The 14,929-nt window shown below is 68.3% G+C and carries 14 protein-coding genes and 1 tRNA gene; 12 read left to right on the top strand and 3 right to left on the bottom strand.

Annotation, left to right across the window (positions count from 1 at the left end; all coding sequences use genetic code 11):
• Window positions 1–7: 7 nt before the first annotated feature.
• Window positions 8–700, bottom strand: a complete 693-nt coding sequence (locus tag BW733_RS10145; RefSeq protein ID WP_077350200.1) for a hypothetical protein — start codon at window positions 698–700, stop codon at window positions 8–10.
• On the bottom strand, window positions 697–849 hold the full coding sequence (locus tag BW733_RS10150) for a ribbon-helix-helix domain-containing protein (protein ID WP_077350202.1): 153 nt from the start codon (window positions 847–849) through the stop codon (window positions 697–699). Before BW733_RS10150 ends, BW733_RS10145 begins: the two co-directional genes overlap by 4 nt.
• 73 nt (window positions 850–922) lie before the next feature.
• On the opposite strand from BW733_RS10150, the gene BW733_RS10155 reads away from it, so the two are divergent.
• The gene (locus tag BW733_RS10155) at window positions 923–2,251 is read left to right on the top strand and encodes a serine hydrolase domain-containing protein (protein WP_077350204.1); all 1,329 of its coding nucleotides are present in this window, start codon (window positions 923–925) and stop codon (window positions 2,249–2,251) included.
• Between the two features lie 4 nt (window positions 2,252–2,255).
• On the opposite strand, the gene BW733_RS10160 is transcribed toward BW733_RS10155, so the two are convergent.
• Window positions 2,256–5,006, bottom strand: coding sequence for an FAD-binding and (Fe-S)-binding domain-containing protein (locus tag BW733_RS10160; RefSeq protein ID WP_077350206.1), 2,751 nt, complete (start codon window positions 5,004–5,006; stop codon window positions 2,256–2,258).
• 195 nt (window positions 5,007–5,201) lie between these two features.
• Here BW733_RS10160 and BW733_RS10165 point away from each other — a divergent pair.
• From BW733_RS10165 to BW733_RS10215, 11 genes are all read left to right on the top strand, one after another.
• Window positions 5,202–5,272, top strand: a tRNA-Gly gene (locus tag BW733_RS10165).
• A 401-nt stretch (window positions 5,273–5,673) separates the two neighbouring features.
• Window positions 5,674–6,936 carry a PIN domain-containing protein gene (locus tag BW733_RS10170; protein WP_152024655.1) on the top strand — a complete coding sequence of 421 codons (1,263 nt, stop codon included), beginning with the start codon at window positions 5,674–5,676 and terminating at the stop codon, window positions 6,934–6,936.
• Window positions 6,937–7,338: 402 nt separating this feature from the next.
• Window positions 7,339–7,641 carry a hypothetical protein gene (locus BW733_RS10175; protein WP_077350210.1) on the top strand — a complete coding sequence of 101 codons (303 nt, stop codon included), beginning with the start codon at window positions 7,339–7,341 and terminating at the stop codon, window positions 7,639–7,641.
• A gap of 114 nt (window positions 7,642–7,755) precedes the next feature.
• Complete coding sequence (locus tag BW733_RS10180) at window positions 7,756–8,019, top strand: hypothetical protein (protein ID WP_077350212.1); 264 nt, start codon at window positions 7,756–7,758, stop codon at window positions 8,017–8,019.
• A gap of 49 nt (window positions 8,020–8,068) precedes the next feature.
• Entirely contained in the window at window positions 8,069–9,082 is a 1,014-nt protein-coding gene (locus BW733_RS10185; protein ID WP_077350214.1) for a 5'-nucleotidase, read from the top strand.
• On the top strand, window positions 9,079–10,665 hold the full coding sequence (locus BW733_RS10190; protein WP_077350216.1) for a hypothetical protein: 1,587 nt from the start codon (window positions 9,079–9,081) through the stop codon (window positions 10,663–10,665). The genes BW733_RS10185 and BW733_RS10190 overlap by 4 nt, the downstream gene beginning before the upstream one ends.
• A gap of 299 nt (window positions 10,666–10,964) precedes the next feature.
• A complete protein-coding gene (locus tag BW733_RS10195) occupies window positions 10,965–11,951 on the top strand; it encodes a DUF368 domain-containing protein (RefSeq protein WP_237268154.1) in 987 nt (328 codons plus the stop codon).
• Between the two features lie 287 nt (window positions 11,952–12,238).
• On the top strand, window positions 12,239–13,297 hold the full coding sequence (locus BW733_RS10200) for a GNAT family N-acetyltransferase (protein WP_077350218.1): 1,059 nt from the start codon (window positions 12,239–12,241) through the stop codon (window positions 13,295–13,297).
• Between the two features lie 8 nt (window positions 13,298–13,305).
• The gene (locus BW733_RS10205; protein ID WP_077350220.1) at window positions 13,306–13,488 is read left to right on the top strand and encodes a hypothetical protein; all 183 of its coding nucleotides are present in this window, start codon (window positions 13,306–13,308) and stop codon (window positions 13,486–13,488) included.
• Window positions 13,489–13,558: 70 nt separating this feature from the next.
• Window positions 13,559–14,431 carry a class I SAM-dependent methyltransferase gene (locus BW733_RS10210; RefSeq protein WP_077350222.1) on the top strand — a complete coding sequence of 291 codons (873 nt, stop codon included), beginning with the start codon at window positions 13,559–13,561 and terminating at the stop codon, window positions 14,429–14,431.
• Between the two features lie 107 nt (window positions 14,432–14,538).
• Entirely contained in the window at window positions 14,539–14,925 is a 387-nt protein-coding gene (locus tag BW733_RS10215) for a ribosomal maturation YjgA family protein (protein ID WP_077350224.1), read from the top strand.
• Window positions 14,926–14,929 lie beyond the last annotated feature (4 nt).

Here is a 14,929-nt window from a genome sequence, read left to right on the forward strand (position 1 = left end):
GAGCGCGTCAGCCCTCCCGGTAGCCGTACAGGTCGCTCTGACGCTCGTTGACCCACAGTTCGACGCCGCCGTCGGGATCGTCGATGCGCAGCGAGCGGCCGTAGGCCTCGTCGATGACCCGGGAGTCGAAGCCGCGTGACTTCAGGACCTCGGAGAGGCGGTCGACGTCGCCGTCCCATTCGAAGGACAGGACGACCTCGGCCTCGCCGCCGTGCACCGCCATCAGGCCGTCGGTGAGAGTGAAGTCGACCCAGTCGCCCGAGTCGCTCGACAGCCTGCGCTCCGCCCCGATGGCGAGCATCGCCGCGGTGGCCGCCTCGACGTCCGGGGTCATCCAGAGGGGCAGCACCGCGAGCCGGACGTCTGCGCCCTCAACGTTCCCTTCGCCGTACTGCCATGCGTCGAAACCGAGCGTCACGCCGTCGGGCATCGTCGCCATCCAGAAGTTCTGCTCCTTACCGTCGGCGACCTTCTCCTCGATCCTGCCGCCGGTGGCTTCTGCGGCGGCGCGGTGGTCGTCCGACTGGAACCAGGCCTCGCTGCGTGGCTCATCGGCGGCGTGCAGGCAGAACACGCCGCGGCCGGCGCGGGCGACCTTCCAGCCCGGCTGGTCTGCGACGAAGGTGCAGCCGAGCGCGAGCAGCAACTGTTCCCAGCGCTCGATGTGGGGGGTGAAGCGGATGGGTGCGGTGCGGATCATCGTTCCTCCTTTGGTGCGCGGTCCAGGTATTCGGTGAGCGCCTTCTCCACGAGCGCGGAGAGGCTGAGCCCTTCGTCGATCGAGCGGTGCTTGATGTCTCGGACGAGTTCCGGTGGCAGATACACGTTGCATTGCTGCTTTGTTGTCATGCTAGCAATCTAGATAGCGATGTCGTGACTGTCAACCCTCCAGTTCGCGCGGGACCTCCAGTAGCCTCGACCCATGCACAGTCGCCGCCGCTGGCCAATCGTCCTAGCGATCATCCTCGTCGTGCTGATCGCCGCGGGGATCGGCGGCTACTGGTATCTGCGTCCTCTGCTTCGCACAGGGACCGGCTACGCGGCGCACAACCTCTGCGCGATCACCCAACTCGTCGGCCGCGACGACGCCGAGGCCGACCTGCCGCCCAACCCGCTCGCTGACTACCTGACGCCCTGGAACGACCCTGCCTCGGGCCATTCGCGGGTGGCCGTTGCCGGCTTCCTCGCCGGACAGGACGCCTGGTACACGGAGGGCTTCGGCTGCACGGTCGGTGACGAACGGCAGGAGTTCCCCGCGCCGGTCGAAGCGACCCCGGCCGTCGAGTTCCCGACCGCGGAGCTGAGTCCCGCCATCGAGGAGGCGATCGACAGGGCCTTCGGTGAGGACCTAGACGACACCGAGCGCCTGGCGCTTGGCACCCGCGCCGTCGTGATCGTCCGCGACGGGGTCGTGATCGGTGAGCGGTACGCCGACGGCTTCACCCCGGACACCCGGCAGCTGGGCTGGTCGATGACCAAGTCGGTCACCAACCTGCTGACCGGTCGGCTTGTCCAGCAGGGCAAGGTCGATCTCGACGACCGCAACCTGCGCACCGAGTGGGACGACGAGCGGGCCGACATCACCGTCGACGACCTGCTGCGGATGACGAGCGGACTCGAATGGGACGAGACCTACGACCTCGGCACCCCCATCACCCAGATGCTCTACGCCGAGCCCGACATGGCGGGCTTCGTCGCGGCGCAGCCGGCAGCTCACGCGCCCGGCACGTTCCAGCAGTACTCGAGCGGGTCGACGACTCTGCTGTGTTCCGTGCTGAACGCGAAGGCCGGGCTCGGGCCGAACCTTCCGCGCGAGCAGCTCTTCGCACCGCTCGGCCTCGGCTCCGCCGTCCTCGAACCGGACGTGACCGGAACGCCGGTGTGCGGGAGCTACCTGTGGGCCACGCCGAGGGACTGGGCCCGGATCGGGCAGTTCGCCCTGGACGACGGCGTGGTCGACGGGCAACGACTGCTCCCCGAGGGATGGATGGACGAGTCCACGACCGTCGAACCGGTCGCCGAGAGCGACGCGAAGGGGATGGCCGCCTCCTGGTGGGTCAACGACCTCGGTGGCGGGGAGATCCTCAACCCGGAGCTTCCGGAAGACGCCTACTGGGCCAGCGGCCACGATGGTCAGAACCTGTTCGTGGTCCCGAGCGAGAACCTCGTCGTCGTGCGGATGGGCTTCACGCCGGTGGTGGACGACAACCGGGCCGCTGCGCTGGTCGCCGATGTGATCGCCGCGGGCTGAACGCTCAGCGGGTCGCCTGCTCCAGCAGTTCGAGGATGTGGCGGTACGGCTGGCCGGTCGCCTGGGTCATGCCGATCTCGCAGGTGCGGTTCACCGAGGCGTAGCCGTCGTAGTGGTGCCGGTTGATCTCGGCGGCCATGTCCTGGGTGGCGCTGGCCGTCAGTTCGGGGTGCAGCAGTCCGCGGTCGCCCGCGAACCCGCAGCACGACCAGGAGAGCGGCACCGAGACGTCGTCGCTGATAAACTGTGCGACCTCCATCAGGTCCTCGTTGATCCCGAGCCGCGTCGATGCGCAGGTCGGGTGCACCATGACCGAGTCGAGCGGCCGGGTGACGGTGAGCCGGGGGAGCAGTTCGTCGGCGGCGAACTCGATCACGTCGAGCACGGGCACGCGCCAGTGCCGGACCATCTCGGCCAGCGACTGGGTGCAGCTGCTCGCATCGGTGATGATCGGCAACTGGTCGCGCATCACCACCTGGTCGCGCACCTTGCGGCGCATCACCTCGTAGCCCTCGCCGATGCCCTTTGCCGACCAGGGTGCCCCGCAGCACAGGTCCTCGACGTCCAGCATCGTCACCCGGATCTCGGCGCGCAGGCACAGCTCGCGGAAGGCCGCGAAGACGCCCTCGCCGGTCGTGCCGAACATCGTCTGGAGGCAGGAGGGGAAGTAGGCGGCGACCCCGGCGTGGCCCTTGTCGCGACGGCGGGGGCGACGGTGCACGTTCGATCCGCGAGGCAGTCGGGCGTCGTAGCGGGGGACCACCTCGGAGCCGAGGCGCCGACGGCCGAGGTCGGTGGCGGCGTTGGCGAGCGGTGCGGCCGCCTTCGCGAGCGTGAGCGCTGCCGAGCCCATCCGGGTGACGAGGCCCCAGGTGCGCGCCGCCTGGTTCCAGCCTGCCTTCTCGACGGCGCTGATGTTGTCGGAGCGCTGCCTGCGCACGAGCGTTCCGGTGTCGATCCCGAGGGGGCACGCGACCGAACACATGCCGTCGACGGCGCACGTCTCGACCGCCTCGTACTCGTAGCTCTCGGCGATCTGCCTGAGCAGGTCGTGGTCGTCGCGGCGGGCGGCGATCTCGCGACGCAGCACGATCCGCTGGCGCGGCGTCAGCGTCAGGTCGCGGGAGGGGCAGCCAGCCTCGCAGTAGCCGCACTCGATGCACGCGTCGACCTCGGGTTCGACGGTCGGCATCAGCTTGAGGTTGAGCAGGTGCTCGTCGGGGTCGTCGGTGATGACGACGCCGGGGTTGAGCACGCCTCTCGGATCGAACAGGAACTTGATGGCGCGCATCACCTCGTACAGCTCGTCGCCGTACTGGGCCCGGACGAACGGCGCCATGGCCCTGCCTGTGCCGTGCTCCGCCTTCAGCACGCCGCCGCGGCGCAGCACCTGACGCACCAGGTCGCGGGTGAACTTGCGGTACCGCAGCAGGCCCTCCGGCTCGTCGAACCGCTCGCTGAGCAGGAAGTGAATGTTGCCGTCGCGGGCGTGGGCGAACAGCGGCACGTTCAGCACGCCGTAGTCGTGCTTGGCGAACAGGTCGTCGAGCGCCTGGCACATCTCGGCGAACCGGTCAAGGGGAACGCAGATGTCCTCGAGCAGCGTCGTGGTCCCCGACGCGCGGGCACCCGCGACCAGCGCATAGAGACCCCGGCGCAGCTCGATCAGCGAATTGCGCCGGTCGCGGTCGGTCGTCATGGCGATCAGGTCGATCACGTCGAGCCCGGCCAGCCTCTGCTCGGCCTCGGCGAGCCTCGCCTGCAGGGTCGCCTCATCGGTGTCGTGGAGTTCGACGAGCAGCGCCGCCTGCGTGGTCAGGTTGAGGGAGCGTAGCTGGGCGGGCGCCGTCGGCTGCCGCACGACGACGCGCAGGGACGCCACGTCCATCAGTTCGACCGACTCGAAGCCGCCCTCAACGAGCTCCGGTGCGGCCTTCGCGGCAGACGGCAGGTCGGGGAAGATGGCGAGCGCCGCGGCCGTGTGCCGGGCGAGGGGGACCGTGCGGAAGGTGGCCTCGGAGATGAAGCCGAGCGTCCCTTCGCTGCCGATCAGCAGGTGGGAGATGATGTCGACCGGCCGGTGGAAGTCGAGCAGGGCGTTGATGCCGTAGCCCATCGTGTTCTTGATCGAGAACAGGCGGCGGATCTCGGCCATGGCGTCGGGGTTGGTCCGCAGCCGCTTGCGCAGCATGTGCAGGCCGCCGGAGAGTTCCGGCTCGTCGAGGCGCAGCGTGATGTCTGCCGACGGGTCGGCGGTGTCGATGATCCGTCCGCTCGGCAGCACGAAGACCATCGACTCGACGGTGTGGTAGCTGCTCTGCTCGATGCCCGAGAGCATGCCGCTGGAGTTGTTGGCGAGGATCCCGCCGATGGTGCAGGCGATCGCGCTCGTGGGATCGGGGCCGAGGCGCCGGCCGTACCTGGCGAGTCGGGCGTTGACTGCAGCGAGCGTCACGCCGACTCCTACCCGGACGCGTTCGCCGTCGTCGAGCACCTCGAGCGTGCGGAAGTTGCTGCGGGTGTCGACCAGCGTCGAGTCGGTGACGCCCTGCCCGCACAGGGAGGTGCCTCCTGAGCGGAAGGTCATCGGCTTGCGCCGCCGCCCAGCCTCACGCATCAGCGTCGCGACATCTTCGGCGGTTCCGGGAGTGACGACCTCGGCCGGGGTGAGCAGGAAGTGGGAGGCGTCGTGGGCCATGGCGAGGCGCCTGATGGCGCGGTCGTCGCGCACGATGGAGTTCTGCGCGCTGCCCATGGGGAAAGCCTACTCAGCGTCGGGCGCGAAGAGTGCCTCGTCACAGCGGGCGGACAGCGTCCCACTCGGGCGGGCAGGCTGTATCCCTCGGCGGCGTGCTGCCGGTCCCGTCCCGTGACCTGTCGGCTTCTCGACGGGTGGACGCGCGGGGAGGGGAGGCGCGACGTCGCCCAACCCTGCTAACCTGTGTTCCACGCGGGCGTAGCTCAATGGCAGAGCGCTAGCTTCCCAAGCTCGATACGCGGGTTCGATTCCCGTCGCCCGCTCGACTGGCCTGACAAGGCCGAACGGCCCTCGACTAGGCCTAGTCGGTGATCCCGTGGAAGGCCAGACGTCCAATAGGGGTCCGTAGCGACCGTTTCATTCGTTGCACCGCACGCCCTGCGGGCCGCGTCGATGACGCAGTAGTGGCCGCGCCCGCTGGGCCGCGGGGCTACTCTCGTCGGCGGTGGGCACTCGCGCGCTACATGGTCCTGCCGGATCCGCCACCGTCTACCGACTAGTTGCCGCCACCTCGCAGGCTTGCTCCTTACCATGCGCGTGTAGTTCCTCGTGCGGAGCCTTCTGGAGTACCCATCGCGGGGCGATACAGGTGCCCATGAGGTGATGCTCGGCAGCCAACGCTGAGGGTACTCAAACTGTCAGGCGTGCACTCTATGCTTGTGTGATGATCTCCGATGTGTCCGACCAACTCGTACCATGCGCTGTTGTCGTCGACCACCGAAACCTTGTGGGGCAGGCTAGGCGTGTGTTCGGTCGCCCTCATACCCTCAGCCTGCCTGGACTGGGCGTGGCGCTTGCCCGATATGGCCTCAGGCCGGTCGACGTGCGCGTCGGGATGGCGACGAGGGTGCTGCAAGAGAAATGCTCCAATCAGGTGCACTCCATGCTTGGGAGGAACCGAGAGCTAGCCGAGCAGTACCGCCAAGGTGGAGCGCAGGTACTCGAGGGGTATCTGGTTGAGCGGGCAAAGGGACCCGAGGAGAAGCAAGTCGACGTTCTGTGCGCTCTGGCCGTGGCCGACATCGCTGACCGCATTCAGGACGGGAGTGCTGAAGCGCGCTGCATCGTAACCCTCTCGGAGGATGCGGACTTTGTGCCCTCCTACGACTTCGCCGCGACCCGAGGGGTTTCGGTCTACGCGGCCTCAGTCGACCGCGTGCATGAGAGGTCCCTGACTTCGTGGATCCTCTTGGACGAAGTGGCCATGGCTGACATCACGCCGCCTGGTGGGAGATTCCGTGGCAAGGAGTTGCGCGCGTGGATCGCCAAGGTATCGCTAGAAGGGTCTCAGATCGCTGGGCAGTGGGCAGCAGGCTACCGCTCAGGGGCCGCTGTCGAGATGGTGCGAAACAACGGCGCCGTAGGAAGCTGGGTACCTGGCAGGGCTGTTAACCGTGGCGAGAAGGTGAGCCTCTACGCGAATGGAGTCCGTCCAGATCCCACGAACGAGTCGTTCCCTAACCTGGTCCTGGCCGAGGAGCCAGTCGACGGTACCTTCCCGGGTGTCGTGGAGGGAACGGTGAGCTACTGGACCCATCAGACACGCGTCCGAGTGGAGTTGGAGGGCGGTCAGGTTTTCGCCTCCTGGGCGCCGCCTGGCAGTTACTTGCCTGGACAGCGCGTTGCGGTGCAGACGTCGGGCTCAAGACCCTTCCTTGTCGGCGAACTCGAGAAGCCCGCGGTCCCGACCTCCTGGCAAGGGTCTAGGAGTCTGCGCACTCTCGTTCAGGTCGTGCGCTCAGCTGGTCCGGCCTGGGTAATTGGGAGAGACCTTGCCTCAGGCCAGGAAGTTGCGCTGGCGCGCAAGAACTATGAGCCAGCAGTCGGTGACATTGTGTACGCCGTGCTCGTCGGCGAGCATCCAACATGGGAGCTACCGACTCTGTTCCCACTCACGACATCGCTTCAACAAAAACTGAGTATCTGATTATCTCTTCGAGTTGAAAACTGAGCCTGTTTGCATGCAAGATAGTTGTGCGCACGGAAACGTGACGCAACTAGCTGCACCGGACGTATGGGCCGGGAAGCAACGGGCCAGCCTACGGCTGGCCTGTTGTCATTTCTGACACGCCGACGCAGCCCCGCGATGAGCTATGACGTTGTGCGAGCCAGGCCTTCCCAAGCCGTGGTTCCCAAGCTCGATGGGCGGGTTCGTCGCCCGCTCCACTGATCCCCGGATCGACGCCCCGTGGCCCGCCTGCGGGACGTTCTTGTTTGTCGGGAGGCCTTCGGCCAGCGGCGAACCAACTTTGGTATCCGATCACCCCCGAGGCCTTTTGCCCTCGATGGGCGCGTGGAAGAATCGCTCCAACCGTCGAGGGGAGCCGTCATGGGCCTGTTGGATTCGCTGCTGATCAGCATCTCGGTCGTCGGGGTCGCCACCCTGATCGCCATCCCCAAGCGACGCTCGGCCCGGGTCATCGCCACCCTGCTCACCCTGGCCTCGTTCCTCGCTGCGATGCGCTGGGAGGCGACGCTCGACGAGGCGGTGCCCCAGTTGACCAGTTTCGCCGTCGCCGCCGTCGCGCTCGGGCAACTGGCCCAGCTGTGCGTCGAGGTCTACAACAGGTTCGCGGTGAGACCCCTCGAGCAGGCCGAGGGGGAGCGCTCTCCAGACGTGGAAACCGTCTGACAAGGGGCTTCGGAAACTACATCGGAGAAGTCTCGAGAAGGGCTTCCGGACGCGCGCCCGCGCCCGCTAGCATCGTTTCGTCCAGCAGCGTCCTTGGAGGGAGACGGGAACCGCATGAACGTGAATCCGTTGGTCCTGCACCGTGTGGGCACGCTCATGGTCCTACTCCTGATCGGCCTCACCGCCATCCTGTTCATCGCGGGCTCCGACTACTCGTGGCTCGGCATGGGCGCCACAGGGCTCGCGCTGCTGGCCTGGGCCCTCGTCGACCTGGAGTTCGGCTCCCGACGGCGCGCGGTCATGGCAGCGCTCGGGGTCGCCCTCTCACTGTTCGGTCTGCTTCCCTGGTTCGATCTGCTCAGCGCCCACGCAGCCTGATCGCCGCCCGTTGCTAGGGTGAGGCCCAAGCGCCGAGCGAGGGGGGCAGATGGCGGGCTACGACCTGTCGAACCGACTGGTGATCGGCATCGCCTCCAGCGCGCTGTTCAACCTTGACGAGTCGGGGCGTGTGTTCAACGAGCAGGGCCCGGCCGCCTACCTCGCCTACCAGCGCGAGCATCTCGACGACACCCTCCGGCCAGGCGTTGCCTACCCGTTCGTGCGACGGCTGCTCAGCCTCAACGACCTCAGCGCCGACCCGGACGATCCGCTCGTCGAGGTGATCGTCCTGTCCCGCAACAGCCCCGAGACCGGCCTGCGCGTGATGCGCTCCATCGCAGCCCATGAGTTGCCGATCACCCGGGCGATCTTCACGGAGGGCCGCGCACCGTTTCCGTACATGGAGCCGCTCAACATGGCGCTGTTCCTCTCCGCGGACGCCGCCGACGTGAGGCAGGCCGTCGAGAACGGGCTGCCCGCCGGCCATGTGCAGGAGTCACCGGGCCTCGATGACGACCCGCTCGACCGCGGGCTCCGGGTGGCCTTCGACTTCGACTCCGTGCTCGCCGACGACGCCTCCGAGCAGGTCTACGCCTCGGGTGGACTGCACCGCTTCCAGGAGCACGAACTCGCAAACCAGAACCTCGCCCACGAGCCGGGTCCGCTGCGGGAACTGCTGCGCAGGCTCAACCAGATCCAGGCGGAGGAGGAGAGGCGCCGCGAAGATCTGCCGGGCTACCGGATGCGCCTGCGCGTCTCGGTGGTCACCGCGCGCAGCGCGCCGGCCCATGAACGCGCGCTGTGGTCGCTGCGGGAGTGGGGGCTGCGCGTGAACGACGCCTTCTTTCTTGGCGGGATCGCCAAGGGGCCCATCCTCGAGACGCTGCGCCCCCACATCTTCTTCGACGATCAGCAGCTGCACCTGACCTCCGAGTCGGTGCCAAGCGTCCACATCCCCTTCGGCGTGCGCAACGCCGAGCCCAGGCCAGGCCGAGGCGGGCCGCCGACGTCGAGGACTCCGCCGCCGTCTGACACCACGATGCAACACACTTGGCTCCCATGAGCGACTACCACGACGAGGCCGTCCCCCGCAGCTTCTTCCGCAGCGAGTACGCCCAGGACGAACTGGTGCGCCAGACGGTCAACGACCAGGCCCGCGCGCTGAGCGCCATGGGCCGCGACGCGTCCCGGATGCGCAAGCAGCTCGAGAACATCACCGGTAACGTCGAGCGGCGCCTCGGCAACCTGACGAGGGCCTTCTACGCCTTCGTCGAACTCGACGCCATCCGTGCCCAGTTGGCAGCCTTCCCCGACAACGCGAAGGCGCGCCGCTTCGCCGCGCTCGACCTCGAGGAACTGATGGCAGGCCGACGGCCAGAGCCCCGGCCCGACGTTCCCGGCTACTGGCTGCCCGCGGCCGTCGCCGCGCTCGGCCCCGACGGCGAGGTCGATCCTGAGAGGGCGGCCATCGCCATGGAGCGGGGCGACGACGCCGAGATCTTTCTGGTCGCGGCCCAGGCGCTGCTCGGGCACCGCGCCGACCTCGTCCCGCGCCTGCTCCCGCTGCTCGACAGCCCCCGGTGGAGACCTGTCCAGGCGAAGCTGTGGACCGCCGTCCTCCAGGGTGCGTTCGGTCAGGACGCGCTCGCCCGGCTCGAGCCGATCCTGCGCAGCCGCCTGGCGCAGACCGACACCGACGCCTGGAAGGCCTGGGTGGGTGCACAGTCCACCGTGGCACGGCGTCAGGAGAACGCCGTCATGCTCGAGTGGGTGGAGGGACAGCTCTCGCCGCTGACCGCCGACCCCGCGGGTCCCGACCATGCGGCCTGGGGACTTGCCATGCGAGAGTCGGCTGACGAGGACGCCGCCCCCGCCGTCACCTACAGCACCGACGACCCAGCAAGGGCCGACGCCGTCCAACGCGCGACGCTCGGCGAGATCATCTCGCTGAGCATCGAGAGTGGAGACCGCGGCGAGCGGGACCTGCTGGAACGCGCAGAGCAGCTGCGCAGACAGATCGCCGATCCGGATGCGCCGGCACCCGAGGCGACGGACGAGGTCGAGGAGGGGCTGGACCCCCTTCAGCTGATCCGCGCCTCTGCGATGGACCCCACCGTCAGCCTGCGCGACCGGCGCCTGCTGTGGAAGGTGATGCTCGATCAGCTGCGTCCGTGGCTCGACGAACTGACCGCCTCGGCCGAGCCGAGTGCCAAGGAGGTCGCCGTCGTCGGCATTTCCGGCCTCACCGCCACAGCCGACGGCCTCGACGAGGCGCAGGTCAGGGCAAAGGCACGCGAGATCTCCCGCGAGGCGGAGCAGGACCTGGACAAGTCGACCTACGCCAAGCCGGTCATGATCGCAGGCATCGCGCTCGTGGTGGCAGGCTTCGCGCTCTCGGCGGCGTCGGCCTGGTTCCTGGCGCTCGTCGTGCTCGGCTTCGTCCTTGGCTACTGGGGCTACATGCTGCTGACGACCCGCAAGGAGGTCAAGGCGAGGCAGGAGCGCCAGCTCGCAGATCTCGACCGCAACGTCGCGTCGGCGATCGACCAGTCCAAGCGCGACCTCGACCGGGAGGTCAAGCACTGGAGCGAGACACAGGAGGGGCTCACCCGAGTGGAGGCGGCCATCGCCCAGGCTGGGATCTGACCGAGGCCCCGACCGGCTCCGGCCCGGGGTGATCCGGCGCAGCGAAGCCCGTCATGACGGCCCGGGACGAATGGGGGAGCAGCCCGGCTGGAGACGGCCATCGGCGGTTGGGCAGGTGAAGCTCTTGGGCGGTTGGGTGCGCCCGGCCGCGGCTCCGACCGACGGCCGGGGACGGCCTCCGCAGAGGGGTCGGGTCGCGATAGGTGCCCGAGCCGAGGGATGCCCGACGATCAGACCGTGGTCTTCGACCGTGCCGTCACCTTGGAGGTGAGGTGCCCGGCTGCGTAGGGTGGTCCCGGTTGACCAACGAACGAGACGAGCACCGCATGGCCGAGCCGACAGCCCCCGCTGAGGACATTGAGACCGACGTCACCCGACCCGATTCGGTCGGACGCTGGTTCGCGCGGCTGCTCAAGGGCATCGCTGTAGGCGTCGGCGCGATCCTTCCCGGCCTCTCGGGCGGAGTGCTCGCCGTCATCTTCAAGCTGTACGACCCGCTGATCCGGTTCCTGGCGAACCTGCGTCGCAACTTCGTGCAGAACGTGCTCTTCTTCATCCCCGTCGGCATCGGCGTTGGCGCAGGCATCGTGTTGTTCTCCGTCGTGGTCGAGGCGGCGTTCGGTAGGTACGCGGCACAGTTCATCTGCCTGTTCATCGGCTTCGTGATCGGCACCTTCCCCTCGCTGTTCCGGCAGGCGGGCAAGCATGGGCGCAGCACGCTGGACTGGGTGATCATGGCCATCGCCGCCGTCGCCATCTTCGCGCTGATGTACCTGGGTGGCGAGAGCACCTGGCTGCAGGTCGAGCCGAACATCCCCGTCTGGTTCGGCTCCGGGGCGCTGATCGGCCTCGGCCTGATCGTGCCGGGCCTGAGCCCATCGAACTTCCTGATCTACTTCGGCCTCTACGACAAGATGGCAAGCGGCATCAAGAACTTCGACATGTCAGTGATCATCCCGCTGGCGCTCGGACTGATCGCCTGCGTCCTGCTGCTCGCCAAGGCCGCGGAGTGGGCGTTCCGCAAGTACCACTCGCAGATGTACCACCTCATCCTCGGCATGGTGGTCGGCTCGTCGATCGCGATCTTCCCGACCGTCGTGTTCCCCGCGTTCACCGAGCAGGGGCTCGCCGCCTCCGGGCTCAGCCTGGGTGGGGCGATCGCGTTCGCCCTTGCCATGCTTGTCGTCGGCACGATCGCCTCGTTCCTGTTCAGCAGGGTCGAGGACCGCGTGTCCGAACAGCGCGAGGAGATCGACGCCGCGGCCAAGGCGAAGCCGACGCAGTAGCGGGCCGCCTCGCGTCCTGCCGGCGGTCGGCTCGGGTGCTCCGGGCTCTCGTGCCGCCCACCGTCGAGCCTGCGCTCGATGGAGAGCCGGGCGGTGGGTCGAGTCCCACTCCCAGGTCGGGAAATCGTCTGCCGTGACCCGGATCGGGATCGTCGGATCGGTTGTCAGCGCCCCCTGCGTGTGACAGGGTTTTCACCATGATGAGGTAGAGCCACTGGCCAGCCGGAGCGTCGCCACCGACGGCGACCCGCTCGTCCACGCCCAGACACACCCTCCAAGGAACCAGCATGCTCGAGATCATCCATTTCCCCCTGCCTGAACGCCACGACGACCGGGTGTGGCTCGACTACCAGGAACTGGCCCGCACGCTCGACCACGAGCTGGTTGGCGGCCCCGGGCTCAGCGTCAGCCCCGAATCGGCCTGGGAGACCGCGAGGCGAGTGACCGAGACGCGCCTGGAACGCCTGATCGCGTATGCCGACGGCACCCCCGTCGGCTACGCCAGCCTGCGCATCGAGCTCGTCGATGAGCCCACCAGTGGCAGCGTCTACGCCTATGTCCTGCCCGCGCACCGTCGGCGCGGCATCGGTTCGGCGCTCGCCGGGCGGATGAGGGAGATCATCGCTGAGGCGGGCCTCACCAAGCTCACCGCCTGGGCCATGGTGCATCCCGAAGGGGAGCGGCGCCTCGTGCCCGCCTCGGGCGTCGGGTCGGTGCCCGCCGACGACCCTGGCATCCGCTTCGCCGTCGTCAACGGCTTCACGCTCGAGCAGGTGGAGCGGGTGAGCCGCTACGACTTCGACGCCCCGCTCGTCGACCCGATGGAGGCCATGACGCAGGCGCGGCGCGCAGACAACTCCGACTACGAACTGCTGACCTTCGAGGGCTTCGCCCCCGCAGACATCGTCGGAGACCTCGCCGTCATGCGCGAACGGATGATCACCGATCCGCCGTCGGGCGGGATGGAGGTCGTCGAGCAGAAGTGGGACGCGGAGCGGCTCAACAAGCGCGACGAGCGGCTGCTGGTCACCAACTGGTTCTGGCGCGCCGTCGTCCGCCACGTCCCGTCCGGACAGTTCGTCGCGCTGAGCGAGATCCTGCGCAACCGGACCAACCCGGACGCGTTCCTCGAGCAGTGGGACACCATCGTCCTCCCGGAGCACCGTGGACGCAGGCTCGGCATGCTCGTGAAGGCAGCCAACCTGATCCAGGTGCACCGGGCGGCCCCCGACGCCACGTCGATCCTCACCTGGAACGCCGAGGAGAACCGTTACATGCTCGACGTGAACGAGGCGCTCGGCTTCCGCCAGGTCCTGGTCGAGGCCGCCTTCCAGCGCAGGCTGTAGCGCGCGTCATGAGCACTTCTCCGGACTCGTTTCGTCCGCGAGAGGCCGCTGCGATCCAGCGCGAGGACATCGACGCCTGGGCCGCCTCCAACGACATCGTCACGACCCACGGCGAGGCCACCGAGACCGGCGCGCGACGCCGACGTCGCGCGGCCCGTTGGGCGGCGCGGACTCGGCATCAAGGGCGCTGAGCCTGCGATCGGGTGATCCGCGTGCGCCCGCCGGTGCCCTGGGGCGCGCCGTCCCAATAGGCTGTCGGGCATGAGTGACTACCTTGACGTCAACCGGGCCAACTGGGATGCGCGGGCCGAGGTCCACGTCGGGCCCGGCGGCTACGCCGTCGATGAGGTCGTCGATCCCGAGTGGATCTCCGGAGTCGTCCGCTTCGACCAGCCGCTGCTCGGAGACCTCACGGGCCTCGACGGAGTCCATCTCCAGTGCCACATCGGTACCGACACGATCAGCCTTGCGCGGCTCGGGGCGAAGATGACCGGAGTCGACCTGTCGCCCGGGTCGCTGCATCAGGCACGCAGGATCGCCGAGCGGGCCGGCATCGGGGTCGACTACTTCGAGTCAGACGTCTACAACGCTCCCGAGGCCCTCGGCGGTCAGCGTTTCGACCTCGTCTACACCGGCATCGGCGCGCTCTGCTGGCTGCCGGACATCAGGCTGTGGGCGAAGACGGTCGCCGAACTGCTCCGCCCGGGAGGCCGGCTCTTCGTCCGTGACGGGCATCCCGTCCTCAACTCGCTGCTGCCCGTCACCGTCGGCGAGGTGCAGCCCGATTCCGACCAGCAGGAATGGCTCACCGGCGTCGGCGCGCTGACTCCCGCGCTGGAGCTGCCCTACTGGGAGCAGCCGGAGCCGATGGTCTGGAACGACGCCGTGAGCTACGCGGGGACCGAGAAGGTGACCTCGCCCGAGTCCGTCGAGTGGAACCACGCCATCTCGCAGATCGTGATGGCGGTCCTCGACGCCGGGCTGAGCCTCGAACTCCTGGTCGAACACGACAGCGTTCCGTGGGAGGCCCTCCCCGGGATGATGATCCAGGACGAGACTGGCGAGTTCCGGCTCAAGGACCGCCCCGAGCGGCTGCCTGCCTCCTTCACCCTGATCGCGCGCGCCGCCGGCTGATTCCCGGACCCCGGGCGGTCGGCCGATCCCGCAATCCGCGACCGTGGAGCACCGGGGTGAGACCAAGGGGAGACGCGATCTTCAGCCTCGGCGCCTAGATTCGAGACATGGCACCGCGTTCCCGACTCCGCATCCTCGCGCTGATCCCGCTCGTCGTGGTCGCCGGCCTGCTCGGCCGGAAGCTGCCCGCGTTCGCGGGTGACTTCGCGGGTGCACTGCTCTACGCGGTGCTGATCTACCTCGTCCTCGCCCTGTTCGCCCCGAAGGCGTCGGCGGTCGCGCTCGCGTTCTGGACGGGCGCCGTCGGCATTCTGATCGAGGTGCTCCAGGCCACCGGCCTGCCGGCCTTCCTCGCCGACCGTTGGGAACCGTCGAGGTATCTCCTCGGCTCGACCTTCGTGCCGCTCGACCTCGTGCTTGCCCTGCTCGGTGCCGGTCTGGCGACCATGACCGACCGGCTGACCCGGCCCGCCAGGCGCAGCCACACCTACTAGCGGC

Origin of the sequence: Tessaracoccus flavescens, from assembly GCF_001998865.1 — a bacterium.
Lineage (GTDB): Bacteria > Actinomycetota > Actinomycetes > Propionibacteriales > Propionibacteriaceae > Arachnia > Arachnia flavescens.

Bases quoted from the DNA above. Each gene is read 5' to 3' on its own strand.
- BW733_RS10210 (WP_077350222.1), top strand. From the start codon at position 13,559: ATGAGTGACTACCTTGACGTCAACCGGGCCAACTGGGATGCGCGGGCC.
- BW733_RS10160 (WP_077350206.1), bottom strand. From the start codon at position 5,006: ATGGGCAGCGCGCAGAACTCCATCGTGCGCGACGACCGCGCCATCAGG.
- BW733_RS10180 (WP_077350212.1), top strand. From the start codon at position 7,756: ATGAACGTGAATCCGTTGGTCCTGCACCGTGTGGGCACGCTCATGGTC.
- BW733_RS10185 (WP_077350214.1), top strand. From the start codon at position 8,069: ATGGCGGGCTACGACCTGTCGAACCGACTGGTGATCGGCATCGCCTCC.
- BW733_RS10145 (WP_077350200.1), bottom strand. From the start codon at position 700: ATGATCCGCACCGCACCCATCCGCTTCACCCCCCACATCGAGCGCTGG.
- BW733_RS10155 (WP_077350204.1), top strand. From the start codon at position 923: ATGCACAGTCGCCGCCGCTGGCCAATCGTCCTAGCGATCATCCTCGTC.
- BW733_RS10215 (WP_077350224.1), top strand. From the start codon at position 14,539: ATGGCACCGCGTTCCCGACTCCGCATCCTCGCGCTGATCCCGCTCGTC.
- BW733_RS10170 (WP_152024655.1), top strand. From the start codon at position 5,674: ATGATCTCCGATGTGTCCGACCAACTCGTACCATGCGCTGTTGTCGTC.
- BW733_RS10200 (WP_077350218.1), top strand. From the start codon at position 12,239: ATGCTCGAGATCATCCATTTCCCCCTGCCTGAACGCCACGACGACCGG.
- BW733_RS10150 (WP_077350202.1), bottom strand. From the start codon at position 849: ATGACAACAAAGCAGCAATGCAACGTGTATCTGCCACCGGAACTCGTC.
- BW733_RS10190 (WP_077350216.1), top strand. From the start codon at position 9,079: ATGAGCGACTACCACGACGAGGCCGTCCCCCGCAGCTTCTTCCGCAGC.
- BW733_RS10205 (WP_077350220.1), top strand. From the start codon at position 13,306: ATGAGCACTTCTCCGGACTCGTTTCGTCCGCGAGAGGCCGCTGCGATC.
- BW733_RS10175 (WP_077350210.1), top strand. From the start codon at position 7,339: ATGGGCCTGTTGGATTCGCTGCTGATCAGCATCTCGGTCGTCGGGGTC.